Raw genomic sequence first — 23,867 nt, 5'->3', positions numbered from 1 at the left:
TCCTATGACCAAAAAGCTCTGAGTAAAATAATTAGCGGCTGGCGCCACTAATTGAGTTTGTTAATCAGGTCCATCATTTTTAGCCGGCTGTCGGACGAGACCTTACGCACCTCCAGCTCGATACCGCGATCGTTCAGTTTCTTAAACGCTTCGATATCTTTTTCATCGACGGAAACGGCGTTGTTCACCTGGGTTTTCCCCTGGCGGAACGCCATGCCGCCGATATTGACGGATGTAATCTCCACGCCGCCTTCCACCAAACGCCAGACGTCGGTCGGGTTGGTGAATAACAGCATCACGCGATCGTTGGCGTATTTCGGGTTGTTCCAGACGCGGATGGCCTTCGCCACGTCCACCACGTGGGCGGTGACGCCCGGCGGGGCAACCTGGGTCAGCAGGGTCTTGCGCACATGGTCGGCGGCGACTTCATCGCTGACGACGATAATGCGGCTGACGTTGGTCTCTTTGGTCCAGCGGGTAGCGACCTGGCCGTGGATTAAGCGATCATCGATGCGCGCCAGGCCGATTTTCATGTGGTCGTTCGGCCCCAGCGGCGCCTGAGGGGCAGCGGCTTTGGCGACGGGTGCTGCGGGTTTTGCGGGTTCTTCCTGCGGTTTTTTCAGCGCTTTCACGCCTTCACGGCCGGTTTCCAACGCCAGCGCCACCAGTTCATCGAAAGCGGGGTTGTCGTCCCGCGCCATGAAGGTTTCCACCAGCATCGGGATGTTGACCCCGGTGACGACCTCATAGTTTTCTTTGTCGACCGCAATGCGGCTGGCGGCGTTGAACGGGCTGCCGCCCCAGGTATCCACCAGGAACAGCACGCCGCCGCTGGTATCCAACCCATTGATTTTTTCGTTGTACTTGACGATTAACGTTTCGGCATTCTCACCGGGAACGAAGTCTATAAAGGCGACGTTGTCCTGCTCGCCCAATAGCATCTCCGCCGTTTTCAGCAGTTGTTCCGCTGCAGCCCCGTGTGTGCCGATGATAATAGCTATTGCCACTCGCTACCTCCTCATTGAACTCCAGACGCGGTGTGTGTCGTTTCTCCGCGCCGTCTTGGCAGTCACTTCCGCGGTTCAGATACATTATGGTAGAAAAAAAGAAACGCACGCCTAACATTTCTCACGCAGTTTCAAATGCCTGTGCGTGATACTTCACGAACGCGAGATTTATTTTAGTGAGTGAAAAAATATTTTTTGTGACGCTGCTCCGCTATTGAATGCTCGGAGAAATCTTAGCTGTCGCAGACGATATGGTGTGGCGCCACCCTAAACCGCCGTTGAAAAAGCCGCTTTGTCCCCCAGAAAAATCCTGATACAGTAATTTCTTCTTTCATCACTAAGGAGTGAAGGGCCTCAGCCCTCCCTATGGACTGTCACCGAAGTTACTGTTTTTCCAGGTTTCACCCGCCACCTGCTGGCGTTGTATATGCTGTTCGGCCCTTCGGCCATCTCCCGGTAACCCCATCCCGTCACCTTGCTATTGTCGACTGCGCCCATGCAGCGGCGGCATCGTCACGTCTGAGCGGCGAGCGCTCATTCCCACTTTTTTCTGGAGTCTGATATGGAATTTTTAATGGACCCCTCTATTTGGGCGGGGTTGCTTACGCTGGTGGTGCTGGAAATCGTCCTGGGCATCGACAACCTGGTGTTCATCGCCATTTTGGCCGACAAATTGCCGCCGAAGCAGCGCGATAAGGCGCGCGTTATCGGCCTGTCGCTGGCGTTGCTGATGCGTTTGGGCCTGCTGTCGGTGATCTCCTGGATGGTAACCCTGACCACACCGCTGTTCAGCGTCGGCGATTTCAGCTTCTCTGGCCGCGATCTTATCCTGCTGTTCGGCGGGGTATTCCTGCTGTTCAAGGCCACCATGGAGCTGCATGAGCGGCTGGAAGGGCAGACGCACCAGGATGGCGCCAACCGCGGTTATGCCAAGTTCTGGGCGGTGGTGGTGCAAATCGTGATCCTGGACGCGGTGTTTTCGCTTGATGCGGTGATTACCGCCGTAGGCATGGTGAACGATCTGCCGGTAATGATGGCGGCGGTGGTGATCGCGATGGCGGTGATGCTGTTGGCATCCAAGCCATTGACCAACTTCGTCAATGCGCACCCGACCATCGTGGTGCTGTGCCTGAGCTTCCTGTTGATGATCGGCCTGAGCCTGATCGCCGAAGGCTTCGGTTTGCATATTCCGAAAGGCTATCTGTACGCCGCGATCGGCTTCTCGATCCTGATTGAATTGTTCAACCAGATCGCGCGTCGCAACTTCATCAAGCATCAAGCGCGTCGGCCGATGCGCGAGCGCACCGCGGAAGCGATCATGCGCCTGATGGGGCAGCAGCGCGCGCAGCAGTCGGACGATGAGGTCGCTTTGCCGAGGGATGAAACCTTTGCGGCGGAAGAGCGTTATATGATCAGCGGCGTGTTGACGCTCGCCTCGCGTTCATTACGCAGTGTGATGACGCCTCGCACGGACATCTCCTGGGTCGACTGCGAGCGCTCCCGCGAGGAGGTGCGCGCCCAGTTGCTGGATACGCCACACAGTCTGTTCCCGGTGTGTCGCGACTCGGTGGATGAGATCGTCGGCGTGGTACGCGCCAAGGATCTGCTGGTGGCGCTGGAGCAGGGTGAAGATATTGCCGAGTTTGCCGCCCGCACGCCGCCGATCGTGGTGCCGGAAACCATGGACGTCATCAAACTGCTGGCGGTGCTGCGCCGCGCCAAAGGGCGTCTGGTGGTGGTCACCAATGAATTTGGCGTTGTGCAGGGGCTGGTGACGCCGCTGGACGTGCTGGAAGCGATTGCCGGTGAGTTCCCGGACGAGGATGAAACGCCGGATATCGTGGCGGAAGGCGACGGCTGGCTGGTGAAGGGGGGAACCGATTTGCACTCGCTGGAACAGGCGCTGGCCTGCGATGACCTGGTCAGCCCAACCGCAGACTACGCCACCCTGGCGGGGCTGCTGTTGGCTCACTACGGCCAGATGCCGGTGGTGGGGGACACCATTGAACTGAACCACCTGCGTTTCGATATCGTCGAGGTCTCCGACTATCGCATCGAATTGGTGCGTGTTACCCGCGTCGTCTTTGACGAGCCGACGCAGTCGTAACCCTCCCGCCGGGGGCTCAGGCCTCCGGCGGATCCTCTTCCGCTTTCCTGACGCGCGATTCGTACTGTTGCAACCACAGCGGGAAAACGTGGATCGGCATCGGCTTGGCGAAATAATACCCCTGCAGGGCATTGACCTCGCGTGAGCGCAGATAGTCGGCCTGTTCCTCCGTTTCGACCCCCTCTGCCACCAGTTTCAGCTTCAGCCTCTGCGCCAGCGTAATGATGGTGTCGGTCACCGTGGCGTTGACCGCGTCGGTGCCGATGGCCGCGGTAAACCCGCGGTCGATCTTCAACACGTCCGGGCTGAGGTTTTTCAGGTAGCTCAGCGAGCTGTGGCCGGTGCCGAAATCGTCGATAGCCAGCATGATCCCCATGTCTTTCAGCGTGCGAATCTGGTCATACTGGATCGCCGACAGCGCGGTGCGTTCGGTCAGCTCCAGCATCAATGAGGGCATCGGATGTGCCGGCAGCCAAATCTGGCGGATATCGTCGATGATGTTGAGCGTTTTAAAATGCTCGGCAGCAACGTTAATGCTGATGTAGAAGGACGGTCGTGGCGGGAACAGCTGCAGATTTTCCGTCACGGTGTTCATTAGATAGCGAGTGAGCGGAATGATGAGGTCATGCTGCTCGGCCAACGGAATAAACACGTCTGGCGAGATCCACCCCTGCCGCTTCTTTTTCCAACGCAGCAGCATCTCTACGCCGGCACAGCGCCCGGTATCGCTGTGAATGATCGGTTGGCAGTAAACGCGGAACTCCCGATGGGTAATAGCATGGCCAATGTGGTAAGACAGGCTCATGCGGTTAGCGGTGAGCAGGTAGACCACATAGGCCGCCAGCAGGCTGATCAGCAGCGCCAGCGGGATATGGCGCGGCAGTGCGGAAAACGCCAACATGCCGACCTGCGGGCCGAACAGCGAAATCGAGAACGGGTAACGCTCGGAACCGGCGGTGTAACGCAGATCGTTGGTCAGGGTGTCGCGGCGCAGGATTTCGCGGCGCCCGTATTCCAGGCTGCTGTCGGCTACGTTCAGCACCATGCGCTGAACATAAGGCTCCTGGGGTTCGAGTAAAAAGTTCGATAACAGCTCGATATTGAAGACGTGCAGCACGCCGCTGCTTCTATCGCCGGGGGAGGGTGTCCACATCACCAACGTGGGCAGTCCTTTGCTCACCGCCAACGAAGGGCGCAGCGCCAGCCTGACGTTGCTGTTGACGAAAATCGGCAGCACTGCAGCCAACTGATAATGTCGGGCGCCAAACAGACTGGAGCAGTAGATGATGCCATTTTTTACCAGCAGCATGGCGCGCAGCGCCTGATTTTGCGCGGCGCGAAAGCGCAGGGTCGATGAGACGTTCTCGCAGGGTTGTTCCAGCATGTCCATACTGCGTTCCGCCTGCAGCTGCGCGGGGGACAACAGCTGGTCAATTTTACCGACGGTGCGGGTGGCCAACGTTTGCTGGCTCTGCTCGATGCTTTTGACCTCTTGATAGTAACGGGTATACAGCGATACCAACAGAATAGCCACGCCCACCGCTCCGGCCAGCAGCCAACGGTAGTAACGATATTGGGACGCGGCGAGATGGGTCATCAACATCCGGTAAATCCTTGTTCGGTAATCCAGCTCCGAGTCACAGTCAGGCCACAGCTCCTTAAGTTGCGCTCGGCTAATTCTAGCCTGAGGTTATACAAGATTGATGGTAACTCAGTAAATTATTTCGATTTGGCAAAACAGAAGGTCAATTTGCAGGCTAACCGCTGGATCGATGAGAAAAATGCAGGATATTTTCTGGTGACATTGTCACTAAAAGCGGTCAATGAATTGATTGCCCATAAAAAACCCCGCCGGGCGGCGGGGTTGTCTGTCAGTCGCATTGCACCTTGATTGCCAGGCCACCGCGTGACGTTTCTCGGTACTTGGCGTTCATGTCTTTGCCGGTTTCGTACATGGTCTCGATCACCTTATCCAGCGAAACGCGCGGTTCGCTGGTGCGGCGCAGAGCCATGCGGGCGGCGTTGATCGCCTTGACCGAGGCGATGGCGTTGCGCTCGATGCACGGCACCTGTACCTGGCCGGCGACCGGGTCGCAGGTCAGACCCAGGTTGTGTTCCATGCCGATCTCTGCCGCCACACAGACCTGCTCAGGGCTGCCGCCCAGCAGTTCAGCCAGGCCTGCGGCCGCCATGGAGCAGGCCACGCCGACTTCGCCCTGACACCCGACTTCGGCGCCGGAAATGGACGCGTTCATCTTGTACAACGCGCCGATGGCGCCCGCTGCCATAAAGTAACGGATGTAGATATCCGGGCTGACGGACTCGATAAAGTGATCGTAGTAAGCCAGCACCGCAGGCACGATGCCGCAGGCACCGTTGGTCGGCGCGGTGACGACGCGGCCGCCGGCGGCGTTTTCTTCGTTAACCGCCAGTGCGAACATGTTGACCCAGTCGATCACGTTCATCGGATCGTTGGACAGTTTGTCCGACGCCACCAGCATGCGGCGCAACGCGGAAGCACGGCGCGGTACGCGCAGCGGCCCCGGCAGCACGCCTTCGGTGTTCAGACCGCGATCGATACAGGCACGCATGGTTTGCCAGACGTTGCCGAAGTAGGTTTCGATCTCTTGCTTGCTGTGCAGCGCCAGTTCGTTCTGCATCACCATGCCGGACAGTGACAGCCCGGTCTCGCGGCAGTGGTCGAGCATTTCGCGCGCGGAGTTGAATGGATAAGGCATTTGCAGCTCTTGCTCGGCGTCCTTACCGAAGTTCTCCTCGTCGACGATGAAACCGCCGCCGATGGAGTAATAGGTCTTGCTGTACACTTCTTTATCGCCGGCGAAGGCGTGGATTTGCATGCCGTTCTCGTGCAGCGGCAGGTTGTCGCTGCGGAAGACCATGCCGCCGTCGCGTGGGAAATCGACTTCATGCAGGCCGTTGGCCAGCATCAGGCGTTGACGTTGTTCTACATCGCGAATAAAGCCAGGAATGCTATCGATATCGACGGTGTCCGGCATGTTGCCGGCCAGGCCGAGAATGATGGCGATATCGGTATGGTGACCTTTACCGGTCAATGAGAGTGAGCCGTAAACGTCTACGGCAACACGCGTGATAGAAGGCATCAGGCCTTTATTTACCAGATCGTCGACAAACTGTTTGCCGGCTTTCATCGGTCCAACCGTATGAGAGCTGGACGGGCCGATGCCGATCTTAAACATGTCGAAAACGCTAATCACGCTAAAACTCCTTAAAGAGACGTATTGTTATGGCTGCGGCGGTTAAAAACCGCGCAGGGAACAGCGATATTGTAAAAGGGCCGTGCGGGTTCGGCTGCCTTTTTCGCATGAAATTAAATAATCCGTGGTGTCGCTTTTTTTACTGATTACCCGGGGCGAACCCTTATGCGAGGTATCCGCTTTCGCCCAAGCTCCATTAGCGGTAATCGCGCCAGCTTTCCGTGCTGAACGCCGCCGGCTTAATCCCTGTTTCTACAGTGGTTTATCTCGGACGGTGGTATTTTACAGGTATTTCGTAAGGTTTAAGAGAGGGTTTACAGTTTTTTTAAAACCATTCAATCGGAACGGTAGTTGAAAAAGCGTTCAAATGAAGTGATTTCGATCGCTTTACCGGCAGCGGAGGCCGTCGGCCATGCCAGATTGCGAGTCAGATCACGTAATATGGGCTAAATACTGACCTGCTGCGCCAGACGCCGAATGATGGCTGCGGTCAGCCCCCAGATAAACTGGCTGTGATACCAGGAGAGGTAAATGCGGTGCGTATGGCCGGCGCGATGAATATCCAGCGGATAGTAACGCGACAGGGTCAGCGCTTCCCTCAAGGGCATCTCGAACACGTCCGCCACTTCACCCTCATTGGCGTGGAACTGCACATCCGGCGAGACCAGGCCGACGATGGGCGTGACCTGAAATCCGGTGCTGCTGTCGAGCGGCGCCATTTGGCCGAGGACGGTCACCGCCTGCGGTGGTATCGCCACTTCTTCCTGCGCTTCTCGCAGCGCCGTGACGATCGCCGACCCGTCTTCGGCATCGGTTTTACCGCCGGGGAAGGCCACCTGGCCGGCATGTTTGCGCAGCGAGTCGGCGCGGCGGGTCAACAGCAGCGTCGGCTCTGCGCGGCAGACGATCGGGATCAGCACCGCCGCCGGGCGCACATTGTGCGAGATCTGCGCCGCCTGGGGCAGCTGCAGTTGAAAACGGCTGATAAAGGCGTGCAGTGAGGCCGGTGTGTTCGATGGGATCACGACAGGGCACACTCCCCAAGCTGCGGCAGAATACGGCCAACCTTGTCAAAGGTCTCCTGGTATTCCGCCTGCTCCTGGCTGTCCGCCACGATGCCGCCACCGGCGGAGCAGTGGATGCGGCCGTTTTCGGTGACGAGCGTGCGGATGGTGATATTGGTGTCCATGGTGCCGCAGGCGCTTAGGTAACCGATACTGCCGCAATAGGCATTGCGGCGCTGCGGCTCCAGCTCTTCGATGATTTCCATCGCCCGCACCTTGGGCGCGCCGGTGATCGAGCCGCCGGGGAAGCAGGCGCGCAGCAGTTCGGCCGCCGAGGTCTGTTCCGGCAGGGTTGCGGTGATAGTGCTCACCAGGTGATGCACGGCGGGAAACGGCTCCACGGCAAACAGTTCCGGCACCCGTACGCTGCCAGGCTGAGCGACGCGGCCGATATCGTTGCGCAGCAGATCGACGATCATCAGATTTTCAGCGCGATCCTTGGGGGAATCGGCCAAACGGCGAGCCTGAGCGGCGTCCTGTTCCGCGTCCGCCAGCCGCGGCAGCGTGCCCTTGATCGGGCGGGTTTGGATGCGCTGCTGCTCCAGCCACAGGAAGCGCTCGGGAGAGACGCTCAGTACGCTGTTGTGCGGCAGGCGCAGGAAGGCCGAGAACGGCGCGCGGTTGCAGGCGCTCAATCGACAGAAAGCCTGCCACTCATCTCCCTGATAGTCGGCGGAGAACCGTTGCGCCAGATTAATTTGGTAACAGTCACCGCTGCGCAGGTAGCGCTGAATACGTTGGAATTTCTCGCCGTATTGCCGCCGGCTCATATTGGCGCGCCAGTCGCTCAGCAGCGTGAAAGGGCGTTCTGTCGGCGCGGTTTGGCTATTGAGCCAGCACCAGCGCTGTTCCACGTCGCCATAGCTGAGCAGCGTCAGGGTTTGCAGCCGGTGATCGGCGATCAGCGCCCAGTCATAAATGCCCACCGCCATGTCCGGCAAGGCGAGGTCGGCTGCGGCCAACTGCGGCAAGCTTTCCACCCGCCGCCCGAGATCGTAGCCGAACAGCCCCAGTGCGCCGCCCTGAAATGGCAGATCCGGGTTAAACGCCGGTTGCCAACCTTGCGCCACCAGGTGTTGCTGCAGCAGGGAGAATGGATCTTCCTTCGACTGAATAGTGACGCCGTCACTTTCTATTTTCGTGCTGGCGCCCTGGGTGGTGAGCGTAACGCACGGCTGCGCGACCAGGATGTCGAAGCGGTTATGCGAATGGTCGGCGAAGCCCGAATGCAGCAGCATCGCCCACGGGTGGGTTGAAATCGGGGCGAAAAGCGTCATCAGGGCACTGCGGCTGTAGGGCAAAGATTTTATGTTTGGGGCGGTTACGCTCATGAACGTCAATAAACCTGGCTGTGAGGACGGCGATATCTGGCGGCTAGTGTGCCATAGACGGTCACGTCATGCATGTTTTGCCACGCGCGACATGGAGCACAGTTCACATAAACGGCAGTTCAATAAACCTGAGATAAGGCATTTTTTGCGCCATTGATTATACTTCGATATGTTAAAAATTTAACGTCAAATGCACTGGACGTTTATTCATCGAGGGCGCAAGACCCGAGAAATATAAAAAAGGTTCGTTAATTTCATACTTTTATTGTTGCTTGCTGTTATTAAGCTGGCGATGCGAAACGGTTTTGCCTGTGTTTTTTCATGGTGGCCGTCTTGTGAAAGTTATTCCTTGTTGTGGAACGCTTTTCTTGTCGAAAGCATGAAAAGACAAACAAGATTAATCTTATTTGGCCTGCGGCGGAAATGTGAAGGTTCGCGTTTTATTTCGCTCGTGCGCTGAAGCGGTTTCTATTTTTTAAAAAAATAAAATTATCATTTTGTTACATTATTATTGAAGAGCTACCTATGTCGTTAATGCTGAGCGTCATCGTCCCGATGCACAATGCGGGGGAGTTATTGGAGCCGTTCCTGGTCTCGCTGCTGGCCCAGCGCGAGCAACGGTTGGAGGTGATCATCGTCAACGATGGTTCCACCGACGGTTCGGGAGAGATCGCGCACCGTTACGCGGCGGTGCATCCGCATATTCGCGTGATCGATCAAGCCAATGCCGGCGTTTCTAATGCACGTAATGCCGGGCTCGCCGTTGCCCGAGGTAAATATGTGGCGTTTCCGGACGCCGACGATTTATTGGCGCCGGAGATGTATTCCACGCTGTTGGAACAGGCAGAACGACACCAATTAGACGTGATGCAATGTAATGGTGAACGCTATTTTACCAGCCAAGACGAATTACAGCCGATTTTTCCCGAGGCGCGTTTACGCACTACCGACGTTATCACTGGCGTTCAGTGGTTCGAACGTGCATTGAAGTCGCGAAAGTTTATTCATGTTGTATGGCTGGCAATATATCGCCTCGATTTTATTCGCCAGCATCGGCTTTATTTTGAGCCGGGGTTGCATCACCAGGATATTCCCTGGACGACGGAGGTCATGTTTAATGCCAAACGGGTCAAATATTTAAGCACGCCGCTGTACCGGCAACGGGTGCACGACAAGTCGATCAGTAACCGTCGTCGCACCGGCAAAGCGAACGTAGAGTATCAGCGTCACTATATGAAAATCGTCGAAATGCTGGAGCGGCTCAACCGGCGCTATGCGGGCACTGTCGCCATTCGTCCCGCTTTCCATTGGCAAATCACCCGTGAGGCGTTGGGCATTTGTCACAGTATCCGTCGTGAGCCGGATCCGGCCGCCCAGAGTCAGATTACCGAAGAGTTCTATCAGCGCGGCATCGACAGAGCGATGTTCGCCAATACGCGCGGCCTGAAGCAGGGGTGGCATGTCATGCTGTGGCGGCATCGCCTGAAGCAGTGGCGCAGCGATAACGGCTGTTCGCAACCGGCCTGAGCCACAAGACGTTGGGATCCGCCGCGTTAGCGCGTATACTCGCTCTCCCTTTTGCCGGAGAGAACGACACATGCATGCAGGTATGCCATTACTGAGCCACGCGGAGCAGCAGGAAGCGGCGGATCGCATCCATCAGCTGATGGAACAGGGCATGAGCAGCGGTGAGGCCATTGCTCGCGTTGCGCAGGAAATTCGTGAGCAGCATCAGGGCGCTCAGGTTGCGGTGCTGTTCGATGACGAAGACGAGCAGCAGGATGCCGCACCGGAGGCGTCGCGGGATGACGATGCTGAAGAAGACGAAGACTATTGATGTTATCGGGGCCGCGCAAGCGGCCCCGTGAGTGTCAACCGTTGACCACCACTGCGGTGGCGGCCTGTTTCGCTTGTTCCACCGCCTGTTCCGTGGTGTCCGCCGTCGCCAGCGCTACGCCCAGGCGGCGCTGGCCGGCGATTTCCGGCTTGCCGAACAGACGCAGCTGGTTGTGCCCGCGCAGCGCGTTTTCCAATCCGCTGAAGCGCACATCGGTGCTGGTGAGCTGTGGCAGGATCACCGCCGAAGCGGAAGGGCCGAACTGGCGGATAGCGCCGATCGGCAAACCGAGAAACGCGCGCACGTGCAGGGCGAACTCAGACAGATCCTGTGAAATCATTGTGACCATGCCGGTATCGTGCGGGCGTGGCGACACTTCGCTGAAGATCACGTCGTCGCCGCAGACGAACAGCTCCACGCCGAACAGGCCGAAGCCACCCAGGGCCTTCACCACCTTCTCCGCGATAGCCTGAGCACGGCTCAGCGCCGTAGCCGACATACGCTGAGGCTGCCAGGATTCGCGATAATCTCCGTCTTCCTGACGGTGCCCGATCGGCTCGCAGAAATGCACGCCGTCCACGGCGCTGATGGTCAGCAGCGTAATTTCAAAATCAAATCTTACCAGCCCTTCGACGATCACCCGGCCACCACCGGCACGACCACCCTGTTGGGCGTAATCCCAGGCGCTTTGCAGCTGTTCGGGCGTGCGGATCAGGCTTTGGCCTTTGCCGGAGGAGCTCATCACCGGTTTGACGATGCACGGGTAGCCGATGTGTTCGACCGCCTGCCGGAAGGCGATTTCACTGTCGGCAAAGCGGTAGCTTGAGGTGGGCAGAGCGAGCTCTTCCGCCGCCAGACGGCGGATGCCTTCACGGTTCATCGTCAGGCGGGTGGCTTCGGCACAGGGCACCACGCGGTGGCCCTGGCGTTCAAGCTCGACCAGCATGGCAGTGGCGATCGCTTCGATTTCGGGAACGATATAGTCAGGCCGCTCTTGTTCGATAACGGCTTTCAGCGCGTCACCATCCAGCATATTGATGACGTGGCTGCGGTGCGCCATATGCATGGCGGGGGCGTCGGGATAGCGATCGACGGCGATCACTTCCAGACCGAGGCGCTGGCATTCAATGGCGACTTCTTTACCCAGCTCCCCGGAGCCGAGCAACATAACGCGGGTGGCGGAAGGGCGCAGGGCGGTTCCAATCGTTAACATAGTGTCGTACCTGGATCGGTGAAAGTAAGCGGATTGATGATCGGCGGGCAGTATATACGAAAACGATTGCGTTCACAGCCGCTGCGCCAGGTTTGTTGCTAACTGACTGTTTTTATAACAAACAGAAATATTTGCCCTGCATGAGCGATTATGCGTTAATAACCGACGGCGAAAGAAGGCCTACATATCACAGGGTTTTCGCGTCTCGTGCCGTTAAGGCAGGTTTATCAAGTAAAGGAAACACAAATGAGCAAGATCACTGGTCACGTTAAATGGTTCAACGAAAGCAAAGGTTTCGGCTTCATCACGCCTGCCGACGGTTCTAAAGACGTTTTCGTTCATTTTTCCGCTATCGTTAGCGATGGGTTCAAAACCCTGGCTGAAGGCCAGCAGGTTGAATTCTCCATCCAGGACAGCCAACGTGGCCCAGCCGCAGCCAACGTCGTTGCGATTTAACGACTGCGTTGCCAAGAAACCCGCCGCCGGCGGGTTTTTTTATGCCCGCACCCCGTAACGCCGCCCATCTCTGTTATCATTTACCCCTGATTCGGCGCCAACCTGCGGGCGCGCCGCCATTCCATTCGTCATATAAGAGTTATCGCCGTGAGCACAGTTTCTTTTTCTTCCCTGCCGCTGCCAGCCGAACAGTTGGCCAACCTCAACGAACTGGGGTACGCCGAAATGACGCCGGTACAGGCCGCCGCGTTGCCCGCCATCCTGCAAGGGCGGGACGTGCGCGCCAAGGCGAAAACCGGCAGCGGTAAAACGGCGGCCTTCGGCATTGGTCTGCTGAACAGTATCGTCGTCGGTCAGGTCGCCACGCAGGCGCTGGTGCTCTGTCCCACCCGCGAGCTGGCCGATCAGGTGAGCAAAGAGCTGCGCCGCCTGGCGCGTTTCACGCAAAACATCAAGATCCTGACGCTGTGCGGCGGTCAGCCGATGGGGCCGCAGCTCGATTCGCTAGTGCATGCGCCGCACATCGTGGTGGGGACGCCGGGCCGTATCCAGGAACACCTGCGCAAGAAAACGCTGCAGCTGGACGAGCTGAAGGTGCTGGTGCTGGATGAGGCCGATCGCATGCTGGACATGGGGTTCGCCGACGACATCGACGATGTGATCAGCTATACGCCGCCGCAACGTCAGACGCTGCTGTTTTCCGCCACGTACCCGGCAGGCATCGAGCGCATCAGCGCGCGCGTTCAACGCCAGCCGCTGAGCGTCGAGGTGGACGATGGAGAAGCGCAGGCCTCCATCGAACAACGCTTTTATGAGACTACGCGCGATCAGCGCCCGGCGCTCCTGGTGTCGGCTATTCGCTATCATCAACCCGCGTCCTGCGTGGTGTTCTGCAATACCAAACGCGATTGTCAGACGGTGCTTGAGGCCCTGGAGGCCCGCGGCATCAGCGCGCTGGCGCTGCATGGCGATCTGGAACAGCGCGACCGCGACCAGGTGTTGGTGCGTTTCGCCAACCGCAGTTGCCGAGTATTGGTGGCGACCGACGTTGCCGCACGCGGGCTGGATATTAAAGAGCTGGAGCTGGTGGTCAACTACGAACTGGCGTTCGATCCCGAAGTGCATGTGCACCGTATTGGCCGTACCGGCCGCGCCGGCATGAGCGGGTTGGCGATCAGCCTGTGCACGCCGCAGGAAATGGCGCGTGCGCACGCGATTGAAGACTATCTGCAGATGAGCGTCGACTGGTCGCCGGTGTCCGAGCTGAGCGGGGCGGCCAACGGCTCGCTGGAGGCGGAGATGGTGACGCTGTGCATCGACGGCGGCCGCAAGGCGAAGATCCGTCCCGGCGATATTCTCGGGGCGCTGACCGGTGATGCCGGGCTGACGGCGGCGGAAGTGGGCAAGATTGACATGTTCCCAGTGCATGCCTATGTCGCAATCCGCAAAGCCAGCGCGCGCAAGGCGCTGCAACAGTTGCAGCAGGGCAAAATCAAAGGCAAAAGCTGCAAGGTGCGGCTGCTGAAATAAGCCGAAGGCGGGCGGCGGTTTGCCTTCCCGCCATGATCTATTTATACTGTACATAATTACAGTAATTTGAGTTTTTGAGGACGCACGCATGGCGGTTGAAGTTAAATATGTGGTGGTGAGAAACGGTGAGGAAAAAATGACTTTCGCGAGCAAGAAAGAAGCCGACGCCTACGACAAAATGCTGGATCTGGCGGACAATCTCGGGGAGTGGCTGCAGCAGGCACCGCTGACTCTGGATGACGAACAGCGCGAAGGCTTGAGCTTCTTCCTGGCGGAGAATAAGGACGCGCTGGGTCTGATTTTGCGTGGCGCTTCGCCGGCGGAAACCCTCAAAAAACCGGCGGAAAGCAAAGCGAAAAAAGCGACATCTAACCCAAAAGAGGGATCTGCGTCAGAAAAGCAAGCAGCATAATGACTTATGTTGCGGTGTTGTGATGAAAAAGGATCTAAAATGAGCCGTGAAATAACTTTCTTCAGCCGCTTTGAGCAAGACATTCTGGCCGGGCGTAAAACCATCACCATTCGGGATGCCAGTGAGTCGCACTTCGAACCGGGCGAGGTATTGCGCGTAAGCCGCAATGAAGACGGCGTCTTTTTCTGTTTTATCGAAGTGCTGTCGGTAACGCCGGTGCGCCTGGATGCGCTGACCGAACGCCACGCACAGCAGGAAAACATGTCGCTCGGCGAACTGAAGCAGGTGATCAAGGAAATCTATCCGGGCCTGGATGCGCTGTTTGTCATCGAGTTCGTCAAACGGTAACTCTTTGCCGAAACCCTGTTGTGAGCCAGGGATGGGCGCCCGGATAGCGCTAATCACAACGGGAGGACATATGAAAAAAATGGGTTTGGCTATCGCCTTGTTGGCCATGATGGGAGCATCAACTGCGGTGTGGGCGCAGGATCACGAGCAACGCACTGCCAAGGTGGGGCAGTGTGCAGGCCTGCAGCCGGCGGATATCGCCGCCCAGGTCAAGCGCGACTTCTTGCAGAACCGCATTACGCGCTGGGAGTCGGACAAAAAGCTGCTGGGTACCGCAACGCCGATTGCCTGGGTTAGCCCGGATGCCATCAGCGGCAAGGATCAGGTATGGCAGGTGCCGTTGACGGTGCGTGGTACCAAGGCAGATAAAACCTACAACGTGACGCTCAACTGCAACACCGGCGAAATCGCCTACAGCGCGCCGCAGTAATACTGTTTTGCAATAAAAAGCCCGCCTGGTGGCGGGCTTGATGCATCAAGACGAGGTCAGTCGCTGAACGGGATCACCAACTCACCCGGCTTCACTTCCAACCCCTTCGCCAGTTTTTTGGCCAGCGCTTCGGTTTTGCTGTTGTCAGGATTTAGCACATAAGCTGGCTTTTGGTCGAAGTAAGACTTCAGTGACTGGTTCAGATACGGCGTCAGCGCTTTCATTACCGTCTGCATTTTTTCCGGCTGCACGCTGTAATCAGTCAGCTCCATGTCCTTCAGGAAAATGGCGCCCTGCGCCCGGTCGTAAACCGGCTGCGCCTTCAGCGTCAGCTTCAGATCCGCGGTCTGCGGGCCGAGAATCGACGTGATATTGACCTTGGCGTCGCCGGAAAGGGTAACTTTACCCGGTTCGCTGCGGCCGATTTGGCTTTGCAGCTGAGTCAGCACGATATTGGCGTCCACCAAGCCGGGCACGCCGATCTGCTTCTGATAGTCGTTGTGTTTCTGCAGGTAATCATTCACTTCCTGCTCGCTCAGGGTGTACTGGGTCAGTTGATTGCAACCGGCCAATACGCCGGCGAACAGCAGGGCGGCTGCGCCCATCAGGATCTTCTTCATTAATGCCTCATTGCGACTGCTGGCGAAAAGTGCTGCAGATAATTGATTAATCATTATAAACGTTCCGCCTGCGCGTGAAAACGACAGGCGGCGATGTGCAAAGGATAGTGCGCGCAAAAGCGGGTGAGACCTATCGGATAACGCCGAAAGCATCAGCGCCGCAATCGTAGCGCCAAGAGAATTACGCCGGCCACGCAGGCCGCGCTCCCCAACAGCGGGAACAGCGGGATGCCCCACAGCCGCAGCGAAGAATGCATCAGATAAGGCGCCAGGCCCAGAGCAAAAGCGGCGGTGACGATGGCGATAGCCAGCGTGACGGCGGCGCGTTCCAGCGCTTTGCTCAATTGGCCGAGGTTCTTGACGTTGATCTCGGCATTGAGCTGCCCCCGCTTCAGGCGACGTACCAACAACCGCAGGGTTTGCGGCAGCTCCTCTCCGGCGTCGAGCGCTTCCCCGCCCAGGGCCAACAACCGCTGGCGCACGGCGTCGGGGGCATAGCGCTGCAGCACCGTTTGTTGCAGCATCGGCTTGAGCGTGGCGACGATGTCGAAGGCCGGATCCAATCGGTGCAGTACGCCGTCGGCGGTGATTAACGCCTTGAACAGCAGCACCAGATCGGGCGGCAGCGCCAGCTGGTGTTCACGCGCCATCACCAGCAGGTCGGTCAAGGCTTTACCCAGCGTCAGGGTGGCGGCGGCCTGTTTGTCGAGAAAGTTTTGCGCCGCCAACTCCAGATCCATCAGGTCCAATGGCTCGCTGTCCGACCAAGCGATCAGCGTGTTGACGATGCCTTCTGATTGACGATCGGCGATGGCTTGCAGCAGCAAAAGTAACTGGTTGCGCCGCCGCTCGGACAGCTGGCCCACCATGCCGAAGTCGATAAAGCCGACGCGGTCGCCGCTCAGCGCCATGACGTTGCCGGGGTGGGGATCGGCGTGATACAGCCGATGCTCCAGCACCATGCTCATAAAGGCGCGGGCGCCGCGTTGTGCCAGCAGCGGGCCGTCAAAGCCTGCCGCCGCCAATTGCTGAGGGTTCTCCGGCGCGGTACCGGGCAAGTATTCCTGCACTAACAGACGCGGAGACGACCATTGCCAATAGATTTTCGGCACGACCACGTCGGGTTCTCGTGCAAACATCTTGGCGACGCGATCGCAGTTATGCCCTTCGTGAGTCAAATCCAGCTCGTGATTGAGCGCCGTCGCCAGCGCTCGGACCATCTGCCGCGGCCGATAGCGTGCCAGCGTGGGGCTCTGCTGCTCCACGGTTTCCGCCAGCGAGGCCAGCAGCCGCAGATCGGCGTGGATGGTTTTCGCCAGGCCGGGCCGCAGCACTTTCACCACCACCTGTTCGCCACTGTGCAAGCGGGCGCGGTAAATTTGCGCCATCGACGCTGCCGCCAGCGGCGTGCGATCGAACTCGGCAAACAGGTGCTCGGGCTCGCCCCCCAGATCGGCAACGAGCTGCGGCGCCAGTGTCTCCCATGGCAATACCGCCGCTTGGCTGTGCAGGCGATCCAGTTCGTCGGTCCAGGCCGGATCCAGGAGGTCAGAACGCGTGGCCAGGATCTGACCGAATTTGACGAAGGTGGGGCCCAGCGCCTCGAGCGCCTCCCGCAGCCGTTCAGGCAGGGTCTGTGCGTCCTGCAGGGCGGGCTCGCCGCGGACACCGCGCAGCAATGCCCCCAGGCCCAGCAAGCGCAGAACGTCTTGCAGACCATAACGAATCAGAACGGAGGTAATTTCCTTCAGCCGCGCCCGATCGCGAGCGGTGGCGAGCACCATTTTCAACATCAGTACGCCATGTCCTTTTTGTGACTCTCGAACGTTATTGTTCCATATCCAGTAGCAACGGCACCTCGCTGCGCTGCGCCATGCGGTTGCGGTAGGCTTCCACGTTATCCGGCAGCGCAACCCCGGCGACGATCGACAACGAACGTAGCAGCGGGAACAGATGAATGTCGTCCTCGGACAGCTCGCCGTTCACCGCGTCAGCGGAGACGATCAGGGGTGACAGGGTTTGCAGATCGGCCTCCAACTGAGCGATCAGATCGGCGCTGTTGGCGAGATGTTCGGCGAAATCTCCGATTGACGCCTGTTTTTTATCGATAAAGTACTGGCGCGCACTGGCGGTGGCAAACTCTTCGAAATCGGCGTGCGCAATACGCGGCAGCAGCAATTTTGCGCTGTAACCGCCGACCCGCTGCAGCCATTCGGCGATAGCCGGGTTGGTGCGGCCGGTCAGGACCGGCTTGCCGTCCAACCCATCGACATAGCGTACGATATCCAGGCTTTCCGGCATCGCTTCACCGTTGTCTTTAATCAGAATCGGCACCATTTTTTTGCCGATCAGGTTGAACGGGGTCGTCTCATCGTCGTTGAGCAACGTGACCAGGCGAATCGGCAAACGTTTCAGGCCGAAAATCATGCGGGCTTTAACGCAGAATGGGCAATGATCGTAAATGAACAGTTTCATGCTTGCTCCGGGTTGTCAGGTTTTAACAGCAATAGTTACCACAGCTTATCGAGGCTGTCTTGACGTGCGTGTGTTGGATGGTGCGTTATTGCGATATTGCCCGCGCACCGGCACGGGCTAGAGGGCGTTATTTCTTGGCCGGTACCGAGTTGAGCACATCGATCAGGTGAATGCGAGCTTCTTCGAGGTCGATTCTGTCACGTTCGTTGGCGGCGGTGACGACCTGCAGCTGCTTGATAATATCGTCCTTCAGGCCGGCGTCGCCGGCGAGGATGTGGGCCAGTGCTTTTTCCACCAGGGTGGAACGCGCATAAATCATGCGCAAGTTCAGTATCATATGTTCGAGTAGTTGCGGTAATTTTGCTTCTTCGCTCATGCCGACGGGCTCCTGTGGGTGTTTTTACTAACAGGATAGCAGCTGTTGCCGATTCGGCCGGATTTCTATGGCGTTATCCGCCGCGCAGCATCATCGGGGCGCTGCGTCGTGGGCTGAACTGCCAGTACAGCGCCAGCAGCGTAGCGAAGCCTACTGCCCCAAGCAGCAACCAGGGCAGTTCCGGCATGTTCATCGTGCGTCCGGTATCGTACATCCAGCCGCCGCCGGTGTAACCCAACGCGCCACCCAGCGCCAGGCCAAGGCGACTGAAGCCCATATAGCTGCCGCGTGCACGCGGATCCGCCAGCGAAGCGCTTAGCGTTTCGCGCGCCGGCTCGGCGATAATCGATCCCAGATAGAAGCAGCAGATCAGTGTGAACACCCCCTGCAGGCTGGTGGCGAGGCCAATCGGCAACAGGCTGAGCGTCATTAGCAACAGGCCCGCCATCAGGCGCTGCTCAAGCCGGAAGTGTTTTTCTCCCCAACGCGCCAACGGATAGAGCAGCGATAATGACAGCGCCGCTTCAATCGCATACATCCATTTTACTGCCGCCGGTGAACCGGCGATTTCGTTGACCACGATCGGCAGCATCAGCATCACCTGTACCGCCAGCATATAGTAACCGGTCAGCGTCAGGACATAGGTGAGGAAGCGGCGATCGCGCAGTACCCGCAACATGCCTTCCTTCATCGGTATACGCACGGTAGAGATGCGGTAAGCCGGCAGTAGCCAAGCGTTCCAGCCAGCGGCGAGCACGAAGATCGCCGCCCCAACCCAGCAGACAAAGTGGAAATCGTACTGCAGCAGCCAACTGCCGATCAGCGCGCCGACCACCGCCCCCGCGCTGTCCTGCATCATCAGCAGCGAGAAAAAACGGCCGCGTTCATGCGGGCGGGTCAACTTGATTACCAAAGCGGTGCGCGGCGGATCGAATAACGTGCCGCCGAGGGCGGACAGCGCGCAGGAGAACCACAGGATCCAAGGCTCATCCGCCATCGCCATGGTAGCGAAACCGGCGGCGCGCAGCAGCATGCCGGTGACGATCATCGGCTTGGCGCCGAAGCGATCGGCGATGGCGCCGCCAAAGATGCCGAGCCCTTGTTGCAGCAGCTGACGCAAACCCAGCGCGATGCCGACGATCAGCGCCGCCCACCCTAATTGATCGACAAAGCGGATCGAAATAAGCGGGAACACGACAAAGAAGCCTAAAACCACCAGCAGGTTGTCGAGCAACAGAAAATATTTACCCAAGCTGCGCGCTTGCGACACCAGAGACATGCATCACCATGAGCAATTAAGAGAGAGGGGAAGGCAACCCCACCATTCTCTACCCAATTGCCGGGCGGCGACAGGGGCGGAGTAGATAATATTTTTTTATCGTCAAGGTGTTACCTGCACTGCAAAATGGGCGGAAAAACGCCGTAAAACGTGTGTTCGGCGATTTACTGAGCGACCGGGATTTTACCTCGGGGGCGGGCTACGGTTATATTGAATGCAGGGAAGTGCGGTTCTGAGGCGCTATTGGCTAAATAAAGTCATGGCATTAGATCGGCGCCGGATAATTAACCATGCGGCTTCCCAATAAATACTTCTTATCGAACCGTTTTGACTGCGGGGGAAATGATGTTCGGCTACCGCTCTGCATCGCCAAAAGTACGTCTTACTACCGACCGGATGGTGGTCCGTTTAGTGCATGAACGGGACGCCTATCGTCTGGCGGACTATTATGCCGAGAACCGGACCTTTCTCAAACCCTGGGAGCCGGTGCGCGATGAAAGCCACTGTTATCCGTCCGGCTGGCAGGCGCGCCTGGGGATGATCGCTGAAATGCAAAAGCAGGGCAGCGCCTACTATTTTATCCTGCTCGATCCGGAAGAGCAGGAAGTCCGCGGTGTGGCGAACTTCAGTAACGTGTTGCGCGGTTCGTTTCACGCCTGTTTCCTCGGCTATTCGCTGGGGGAGAAATGGCAGGGGCAAGGGCTGATGTTCGAAGCCTTGCAGTCCGCCATCCGCTATATGCTGCGCCAACAGCGCATGCACCGCATCATGGCCAACTATATGCCGCACAACCAGCGCAGCGGCGCATTGCTGACGCGTCTGGGATTTGAACGCGAAGGTTACGCCAAGGATTACCTGCTGATCGATGGCCAGTGGCAAGACCACGTTTTGACGGCATACACCAATAAAGAGTGGCTCCCCCCACGTTGAGGCCAAACGATGAAATATGAATTGAACGCCAAAGAGGCCCGGGTCATCGGCTGCCTGTTGGAAAAACAGGTGACGACGCCGGACCAATACCCGCTTTCGCTTAACGCCATTACCCTGGCCTGTAACCAAAAGACCAACCGCGAGCCGGTGATGGATCTGAGCGAGAGTGAGGTGCAGCAACTCCTCGATCTGTTGCTGCGCAAACATTTCCTGCGCACCCTCAGCGGATTCGGCAATCGGGTAGTGAAATACGAGCAGCGGTTTTGCAATTCCGAGTTTGGCCAGCTGAAACTTTCACCCGCCGAACTGGCGGTGATCGCCACTTTGTTGCTGCGCGGTGCGCAAACACCGGGCGAGCTGCGCACCCGCACCAATCGGATGCACGAGTTCAGCGATGTCAGCGAGGTCGAGCAGGTGCTGCAACAGCTGGCCACGCGGGAAGATGGCCCGTTCGTGGTGCGCCTGGCTCGTGAGCCGGGCAAGCGCGAAAGCCGGTTCATGCATCTGTTCAGCGGCCAGATTGATGAAGCGCCGCCGGCGGCGTTCGAATTCGAGGAAGACAGCGAACTGAGCGCCAGGGTCAGCGCATTGGAAAACGAAGTGGCGGAGCTGAAACGGCAGCTGCAACACCTGTTGGCGAGGGATGCGAATGACTAAATTACGAGTAGGCGTGGTGGGATTGGGCAGTATCGCGCAGAAGGCTTACCTGCCAATCCTCGGCCAAGCGGCGGATTGGACGCTGGTGGGCGGTTTTTCGCCCAATCAGCAAAAAGCGCAGCCGCTGTGCGACAGCTACCGCATGGCCTGTTTCTCCCGGCTGGACAGCCTGGCCGAACAGTGCGACGCCGTATTTGTCCACAGCAGCACCGCCAGCCATTTTTCGGTCATTGGCGAGCTGCTAAACCGCGGCGTGCACGTTTACGTCGATAAGCCGCTGGCGGAAACGCTGGAGCAGGGCGAGCAGCTGCTCGAGTTGGCCGAGCGGCGAGGCAAAACGCTGATGGTGGGGTTTAACCGCCGTTTCGCGCCGCTTTACCGGCAGCTCAAGCTGGAAATGAACCAGCCGGCCTCTATCCGTATGGATAAACATCGGGCGGACAGCGTCGGCCCGCACGATCTGCGTTTTACCCTATTGGATGATTACCTGCACGTGGTAGACACGGCGCTGTGGCTGGCGGGCGGACGCGAGCAACTGTTGAGCGGCAGCTTACGGGCCAACGCCGCAGGCGAAATGCTGTACGCCGAGCACCACTTCGCCTGCGGCGACACGCAGGTGACGACCAGTATGCATCGCCGCGGCGGCAGCCAGCGCGAAAGCGTGCAGGCGGTGACCGACGGCGCGCTGTATCAGTTGACCGATATGCGCCACTGGCTGCGTGAAGATGTACAGGGTGAGTTGGAACAGCCGGTGCCGGGTTGGCAAAGCACGCTGGTGCAACGCGGCTTCGACGGGGCGGTACGGCATTTCCTTGATGCCGTCGCCAACCAGAGCGCGCCGGAAACCGGCGGCGAACAGGCGCTGGTCGCCCAGCGGGTGGTCGAGCGTTTGCTGCGGGATAACTCTATGTAACATATGGCGGTAGCTATTCTTTTCCGGATGCGTAAACTGAGCCGATTGTTTCACTGACGCCTGCTGTTGCAGGCGTTGATATTTACGGTACCTATCAGACAACCACATGAACCTACTCAAATCCTTGGCTGCCGTCAGCTCGATGACGATGTTTTCGCGGGTGTTGGGCTTTGCCCGCGATGCGATCGTCGCGCGCGTGTTCGGGGCCGGCATGGCAACGGACGCCTTCTTCGTGGCGTTCAAACTCCCTAATCTGCTGCGCCGTATCTTTGCCGAAGGCGCGTTTTCGCAGGCCTTCGTGCCGATCCTGGCCGAATACAAGAGCCAGCAGGGTGAAGAAGCGACGCGCACCTTTATCGCCTATGTCTCCGGGCTGTTGACGCTGGTGCTGGCGGTGGTGACGGTGTTGGGGATGCTGGCCGCGCCCTGGGTGATCTACATTACTGCGCCGGGCTTTACCGACACGCCCGACAAATTTGCGTTGACCTCGGCGCTGCTGCGCATCACGTTCCCCTACATTTTGTTGATCTCACTGGCGTCGCTGGTGGGGGCTATTCTCAATACCTGGAACCGCTTCTCGATCCCGGCCTTTGCCCCCACGTTGCTTAACGTCAGCATGATCGGCTTCGCGCTGTTCGCCGCCCCGTATTTCCACCCGCCGGTGCTGGCGCTGGCCTGGGCGGTGGTGGTGGGCGGCGTGCTGCAGCTGGGTTATCAGCTGCCGCACCTGCGCAAGATCGGCATGCTGGTATTGCCGCGCCTCAAACTGGGTGATGCCGGGGTCTGGCGCGTGATGCGCCAGATGGGGCCGGCGATCCTCGGGGTGTCGGTCAGCCAAATCTCGCTGATCATCAACACCATTTTCGCTTCGTTCCTGGTGTCCGGCTCGGTGTCCTGGATGTACTACGCTGACCGCCTGATGGAGTTTCCGTCCGGCGTGTTGGGCGTGGCGTTGGGCACCATCCTGCTGCCGTCGCTGGCCAAAAGCTTCTCAAGCGGCAACCACGACGAGTATTCGCGCCTGATGGATTGGGGGCTGCGCCTGTGCTTCCTGCTGGCGTTGCCGAGCGCCATCGCGCTGGGTATTTTGGCCAAGCCGTTGACCGTCTCGTTATTCCAGTACGGCAAGTTCAGCGCCTTTGACGCAGCGATGACGCAACGCGCGTTGGTGGCGTACTCGGTAGGGCTGATGGGGCTGATCGTGGTTAAAGTGTTGGCGCCAGGCTTCTATTCGCGGCAGGACATTAAAACGCCGGTCAAGATCGCCATCATCACGCTCATCATGACACAGGTGATGAACCTGGCGTTTATTGGTCCGCTTAAGCATGCCGGTCTGGCGCTGTCGATCGGTTTGGCGGCCTGCCTGAACGCCACGTTGTTGTATTGGCAGCTGCGCAAGCAGAAGATCTTCCAGCCACAGCCGGGTTGGGCACTGTTCCTCACCAAGCTGGTGATCGCCGTGCTGGTGATGTCGGCGGTGCTGATTGGTGTGATGTGGCTGATGCCGGCCTGGGATCAGGGCAATATGCTGGAGCGTTTGCTGCGCTTGGCGGCGGTGGTCGTGGCCGGCGTGGTGGCCTACTTCGGCGTGCTGGCCGGGTTGGGTTTCCGCCCGCGTGATTTTGCGCGCCGCGTCGCCTGAGCCG

The 23,867-nt window shown here is 58.5% G+C and carries 24 protein-coding genes; 13 read left to right on the top strand and 11 right to left on the bottom strand.

The window, feature by feature from the left end; all coding sequences use genetic code 11:
- Positions 1-47 precede the first annotated feature (47 nt).
- Positions 48-1,007, bottom strand: a complete 960-nt coding sequence (manX, locus tag ACSJLU_RS13995) for a PTS mannose transporter subunit IIAB (protein ID WP_197819127.1) — start codon at positions 1,005-1,007, stop codon at positions 48-50.
- 562 nt (positions 1,008-1,569) lie between these two features.
- Between manX and ACSJLU_RS13990 the strand changes: the two genes are divergently transcribed.
- The gene (locus tag ACSJLU_RS13990) at positions 1,570-3,114 is read left to right on the top strand and encodes a TerC family protein (RefSeq protein ID WP_025303158.1); all 1,545 of its coding nucleotides are present in this window, start codon (positions 1,570-1,572) and stop codon (positions 3,112-3,114) included.
- A 16-nt stretch (positions 3,115-3,130) separates the two neighbouring features.
- On the opposite strand, the gene ACSJLU_RS13985 is transcribed toward ACSJLU_RS13990, so the two are convergent.
- Entirely contained in the window at positions 3,131-4,717 is a 1,587-nt protein-coding gene (locus tag ACSJLU_RS13985; RefSeq protein ID WP_025303157.1) for an EAL domain-containing protein, read from the bottom strand.
- Between ACSJLU_RS13985 and ACSJLU_RS13980 the strand changes: the two genes are divergently transcribed.
- The gene (locus ACSJLU_RS13980; RefSeq protein ID WP_164064165.1) at positions 4,703-5,005 is read left to right on the top strand and encodes a hypothetical protein; all 303 of its coding nucleotides are present in this window, start codon (positions 4,703-4,705) and stop codon (positions 5,003-5,005) included. The two genes, ACSJLU_RS13985 and ACSJLU_RS13980, sit on opposite strands and share 15 nt — an antisense overlap.
- On the opposite strand, the gene sdaA is transcribed toward ACSJLU_RS13980, so the two are convergent.
- The 3 genes from sdaA to pabB all read right to left on the bottom strand — a co-directional run bounded on the left by sdaA (position 4,986) and on the right by pabB (position 8,745).
- Positions 4,986-6,350 (bottom strand): L-serine ammonia-lyase, encoded by a 1,365-nt coding sequence (gene sdaA / locus ACSJLU_RS13975; RefSeq protein ID WP_025303156.1) that lies wholly within the window; start codon positions 6,348-6,350, stop codon positions 4,986-4,988. The genes ACSJLU_RS13980 and sdaA overlap by 20 nt on opposite strands.
- Before the next feature lie 446 nt (positions 6,351-6,796).
- Positions 6,797-7,375, bottom strand: coding sequence for a CoA pyrophosphatase (locus tag ACSJLU_RS13970; protein ID WP_025303155.1), 579 nt, complete (start codon positions 7,373-7,375; stop codon positions 6,797-6,799).
- Positions 7,372-8,745 carry an aminodeoxychorismate synthase component 1 gene (gene pabB / locus ACSJLU_RS13965; protein ID WP_043143602.1) on the bottom strand — a complete coding sequence of 458 codons (1,374 nt, stop codon included), beginning with the start codon at positions 8,743-8,745 and terminating at the stop codon, positions 7,372-7,374. The genes ACSJLU_RS13970 and pabB overlap by 4 nt, the downstream gene beginning before the upstream one ends.
- A gap of 525 nt (positions 8,746-9,270) precedes the next feature.
- Here pabB and ACSJLU_RS13960 point away from each other — a divergent pair.
- Both ACSJLU_RS13960 and ACSJLU_RS13955 read left to right on the top strand, forming a co-directional pair.
- On the top strand, positions 9,271-10,272 hold the full coding sequence (locus ACSJLU_RS13960) for a glycosyltransferase (protein WP_049209167.1): 1,002 nt from the start codon (positions 9,271-9,273) through the stop codon (positions 10,270-10,272).
- Between the two features lie 70 nt (positions 10,273-10,342).
- The gene (locus ACSJLU_RS13955) at positions 10,343-10,582 is read left to right on the top strand and encodes a YoaH family protein (protein ID WP_025303152.1); all 240 of its coding nucleotides are present in this window, start codon (positions 10,343-10,345) and stop codon (positions 10,580-10,582) included.
- A gap of 34 nt (positions 10,583-10,616) precedes the next feature.
- On the opposite strand, the gene purT is transcribed toward ACSJLU_RS13955, so the two are convergent.
- Positions 10,617-11,795, bottom strand: a complete 1,179-nt coding sequence (gene purT / locus ACSJLU_RS13950; RefSeq protein WP_060433260.1) for a formate-dependent phosphoribosylglycinamide formyltransferase — start codon at positions 11,793-11,795, stop codon at positions 10,617-10,619.
- Between the two features lie 246 nt (positions 11,796-12,041).
- Here purT and cspE point away from each other — a divergent pair, with 246 nt between their 5' ends.
- The 5 genes from cspE to yebF all read left to right on the top strand — a co-directional run bounded on the left by cspE (position 12,042) and on the right by yebF (position 14,971).
- The gene (gene cspE / locus ACSJLU_RS13945) at positions 12,042-12,251 is read left to right on the top strand and encodes a transcription antiterminator/RNA stability regulator CspE (protein WP_004927572.1); all 210 of its coding nucleotides are present in this window, start codon (positions 12,042-12,044) and stop codon (positions 12,249-12,251) included.
- Positions 12,252-12,398: 147 nt separating this feature from the next.
- Positions 12,399-13,781, top strand: a complete 1,383-nt coding sequence (gene dbpA, locus ACSJLU_RS13940; protein WP_043143580.1) for an ATP-dependent RNA helicase DbpA — start codon at positions 12,399-12,401, stop codon at positions 13,779-13,781.
- An 88-nt stretch (positions 13,782-13,869) separates the two neighbouring features.
- On the top strand, positions 13,870-14,193 hold the full coding sequence (locus ACSJLU_RS13935) for a YebG family protein (protein WP_025303149.1): 324 nt from the start codon (positions 13,870-13,872) through the stop codon (positions 14,191-14,193).
- 39 nt (positions 14,194-14,232) lie between these two features.
- Positions 14,233-14,541 carry a N(4)-acetylcytidine aminohydrolase gene (gene yqfB, locus ACSJLU_RS13930; RefSeq protein ID WP_004927562.1) on the top strand — a complete coding sequence of 103 codons (309 nt, stop codon included), beginning with the start codon at positions 14,233-14,235 and terminating at the stop codon, positions 14,539-14,541.
- A gap of 70 nt (positions 14,542-14,611) precedes the next feature.
- Positions 14,612-14,971, top strand: coding sequence for a protein YebF (gene yebF, locus ACSJLU_RS13925; RefSeq protein WP_334671046.1), 360 nt, complete (start codon positions 14,612-14,614; stop codon positions 14,969-14,971).
- 56 nt (positions 14,972-15,027) lie between these two features.
- Here yebF and ACSJLU_RS13920 read toward each other — a convergent pair whose 3' ends face one another.
- The 5 genes from ACSJLU_RS13920 to mdtH all read right to left on the bottom strand — a co-directional run bounded on the left by ACSJLU_RS13920 (position 15,028) and on the right by mdtH (position 19,721).
- Complete coding sequence (locus ACSJLU_RS13920; RefSeq protein ID WP_025303147.1) at positions 15,028-15,591, bottom strand: lipoprotein; 564 nt, start codon at positions 15,589-15,591, stop codon at positions 15,028-15,030.
- A gap of 152 nt (positions 15,592-15,743) precedes the next feature.
- Positions 15,744-17,384, bottom strand: a complete 1,641-nt coding sequence (locus ACSJLU_RS13915) for an ABC1 kinase family protein (protein WP_141998269.1) — start codon at positions 17,382-17,384, stop codon at positions 15,744-15,746.
- A gap of 34 nt (positions 17,385-17,418) precedes the next feature.
- Positions 17,419-18,066, bottom strand: coding sequence for a glutaredoxin 2 (gene grxB, locus ACSJLU_RS13910; protein ID WP_049295784.1), 648 nt, complete (start codon positions 18,064-18,066; stop codon positions 17,419-17,421).
- Between the two features lie 127 nt (positions 18,067-18,193).
- Entirely contained in the window at positions 18,194-18,442 is a 249-nt protein-coding gene (locus tag ACSJLU_RS13905; RefSeq protein ID WP_025303144.1) for a hypothetical protein, read from the bottom strand.
- 73 nt (positions 18,443-18,515) lie between these two features.
- Positions 18,516-19,721 (bottom strand): multidrug efflux MFS transporter MdtH, encoded by a 1,206-nt coding sequence (gene mdtH, locus ACSJLU_RS13900; protein ID WP_025303143.1) that lies wholly within the window; start codon positions 19,719-19,721, stop codon positions 18,516-18,518.
- Positions 19,722-20,066: 345 nt separating this feature from the next.
- On the opposite strand from mdtH, the gene rimJ reads away from it, so the two are divergent.
- From rimJ to murJ, 4 genes are all read left to right on the top strand, one after another.
- Positions 20,067-20,651: a ribosomal protein S5-alanine N-acetyltransferase gene (gene rimJ, locus ACSJLU_RS13895; RefSeq protein WP_025303142.1), complete on the top strand. Its 585-nt coding sequence runs from the start codon at positions 20,067-20,069 to the stop codon at positions 20,649-20,651.
- Positions 20,652-20,660: 9 nt separating this feature from the next.
- Complete coding sequence (locus ACSJLU_RS13890; protein WP_099817157.1) at positions 20,661-21,308, top strand: YceH family protein; 648 nt, start codon at positions 20,661-20,663, stop codon at positions 21,306-21,308.
- Positions 21,301-22,221, top strand: coding sequence for a Gfo/Idh/MocA family protein (locus tag ACSJLU_RS13885; protein ID WP_060447818.1), 921 nt, complete (start codon positions 21,301-21,303; stop codon positions 22,219-22,221). The genes ACSJLU_RS13890 and ACSJLU_RS13885 overlap by 8 nt, the downstream gene beginning before the upstream one ends.
- Before the next feature lie 106 nt (positions 22,222-22,327).
- Positions 22,328-23,863, top strand: coding sequence for a murein biosynthesis integral membrane protein MurJ (gene murJ / locus ACSJLU_RS13880; protein ID WP_043143599.1), 1,536 nt, complete (start codon positions 22,328-22,330; stop codon positions 23,861-23,863).
- Positions 23,864-23,867: the final 4 nt, after the last annotated feature.

The organism is Serratia bockelmannii, from assembly GCF_051803255.1.
In the GTDB taxonomy this organism is placed as follows: Bacteria; Pseudomonadota; Gammaproteobacteria; order Enterobacterales; family Enterobacteriaceae; genus Serratia; species Serratia bockelmannii.
The sequence above is the reverse complement of the archived record's forward strand: the minus strand, read 5'-3'. Positions and strand labels throughout refer to the sequence as shown.

Bases quoted from the DNA above. Each gene is read 5' to 3' on its own strand.
- ACSJLU_RS13990 (WP_025303158.1), top strand. From the start codon at position 1,570: ATGGAATTTTTAATGGACCCCTCTATTTGGGCGGGGTTGCTTACGCTG.
- ACSJLU_RS13980 (WP_164064165.1), top strand. From the start codon at position 4,703: ATGGGTCATCAACATCCGGTAAATCCTTGTTCGGTAATCCAGCTCCGA.
- ACSJLU_RS13985 (WP_025303157.1), bottom strand. From the start codon at position 4,717: ATGTTGATGACCCATCTCGCCGCGTCCCAATATCGTTACTACCGTTGG.
- pabB (WP_043143602.1), bottom strand. From the start codon at position 8,745: ATGAGCGTAACCGCCCCAAACATAAAATCTTTGCCCTACAGCCGCAGT.
- ACSJLU_RS13960 (WP_049209167.1), top strand. From the start codon at position 9,271: ATGTCGTTAATGCTGAGCGTCATCGTCCCGATGCACAATGCGGGGGAG.
- ACSJLU_RS13955 (WP_025303152.1), top strand. From the start codon at position 10,343: ATGCATGCAGGTATGCCATTACTGAGCCACGCGGAGCAGCAGGAAGCG.
- purT (WP_060433260.1), bottom strand. From the start codon at position 11,795: ATGTTAACGATTGGAACCGCCCTGCGCCCTTCCGCCACCCGCGTTATG.
- cspE (WP_004927572.1), top strand. From the start codon at position 12,042: ATGAGCAAGATCACTGGTCACGTTAAATGGTTCAACGAAAGCAAAGGT.
- ACSJLU_RS13935 (WP_025303149.1), top strand. From the start codon at position 13,870: ATGGCGGTTGAAGTTAAATATGTGGTGGTGAGAAACGGTGAGGAAAAA.
- yqfB (WP_004927562.1), top strand. From the start codon at position 14,233: ATGAGCCGTGAAATAACTTTCTTCAGCCGCTTTGAGCAAGACATTCTG.
- yebF (WP_334671046.1), top strand. From the start codon at position 14,612: ATGAAAAAAATGGGTTTGGCTATCGCCTTGTTGGCCATGATGGGAGCA.
- ACSJLU_RS13920 (WP_025303147.1), bottom strand. From the start codon at position 15,591: ATGAAGAAGATCCTGATGGGCGCAGCCGCCCTGCTGTTCGCCGGCGTA.
- ACSJLU_RS13915 (WP_141998269.1), bottom strand. From the start codon at position 17,384: ATGTTGAAAATGGTGCTCGCCACCGCTCGCGATCGGGCGCGGCTGAAG.
- grxB (WP_049295784.1), bottom strand. From the start codon at position 18,066: ATGAAACTGTTCATTTACGATCATTGCCCATTCTGCGTTAAAGCCCGC.
- ACSJLU_RS13905 (WP_025303144.1), bottom strand. From the start codon at position 18,442: ATGAGCGAAGAAGCAAAATTACCGCAACTACTCGAACATATGATACTG.
- mdtH (WP_025303143.1), bottom strand. From the start codon at position 19,721: ATGTCTCTGGTGTCGCAAGCGCGCAGCTTGGGTAAATATTTTCTGTTG.
- rimJ (WP_025303142.1), top strand. From the start codon at position 20,067: ATGTTCGGCTACCGCTCTGCATCGCCAAAAGTACGTCTTACTACCGAC.
- ACSJLU_RS13890 (WP_099817157.1), top strand. From the start codon at position 20,661: ATGAAATATGAATTGAACGCCAAAGAGGCCCGGGTCATCGGCTGCCTG.
- ACSJLU_RS13885 (WP_060447818.1), top strand. From the start codon at position 21,301: ATGACTAAATTACGAGTAGGCGTGGTGGGATTGGGCAGTATCGCGCAG.
- murJ (WP_043143599.1), top strand. From the start codon at position 22,328: ATGAACCTACTCAAATCCTTGGCTGCCGTCAGCTCGATGACGATGTTT.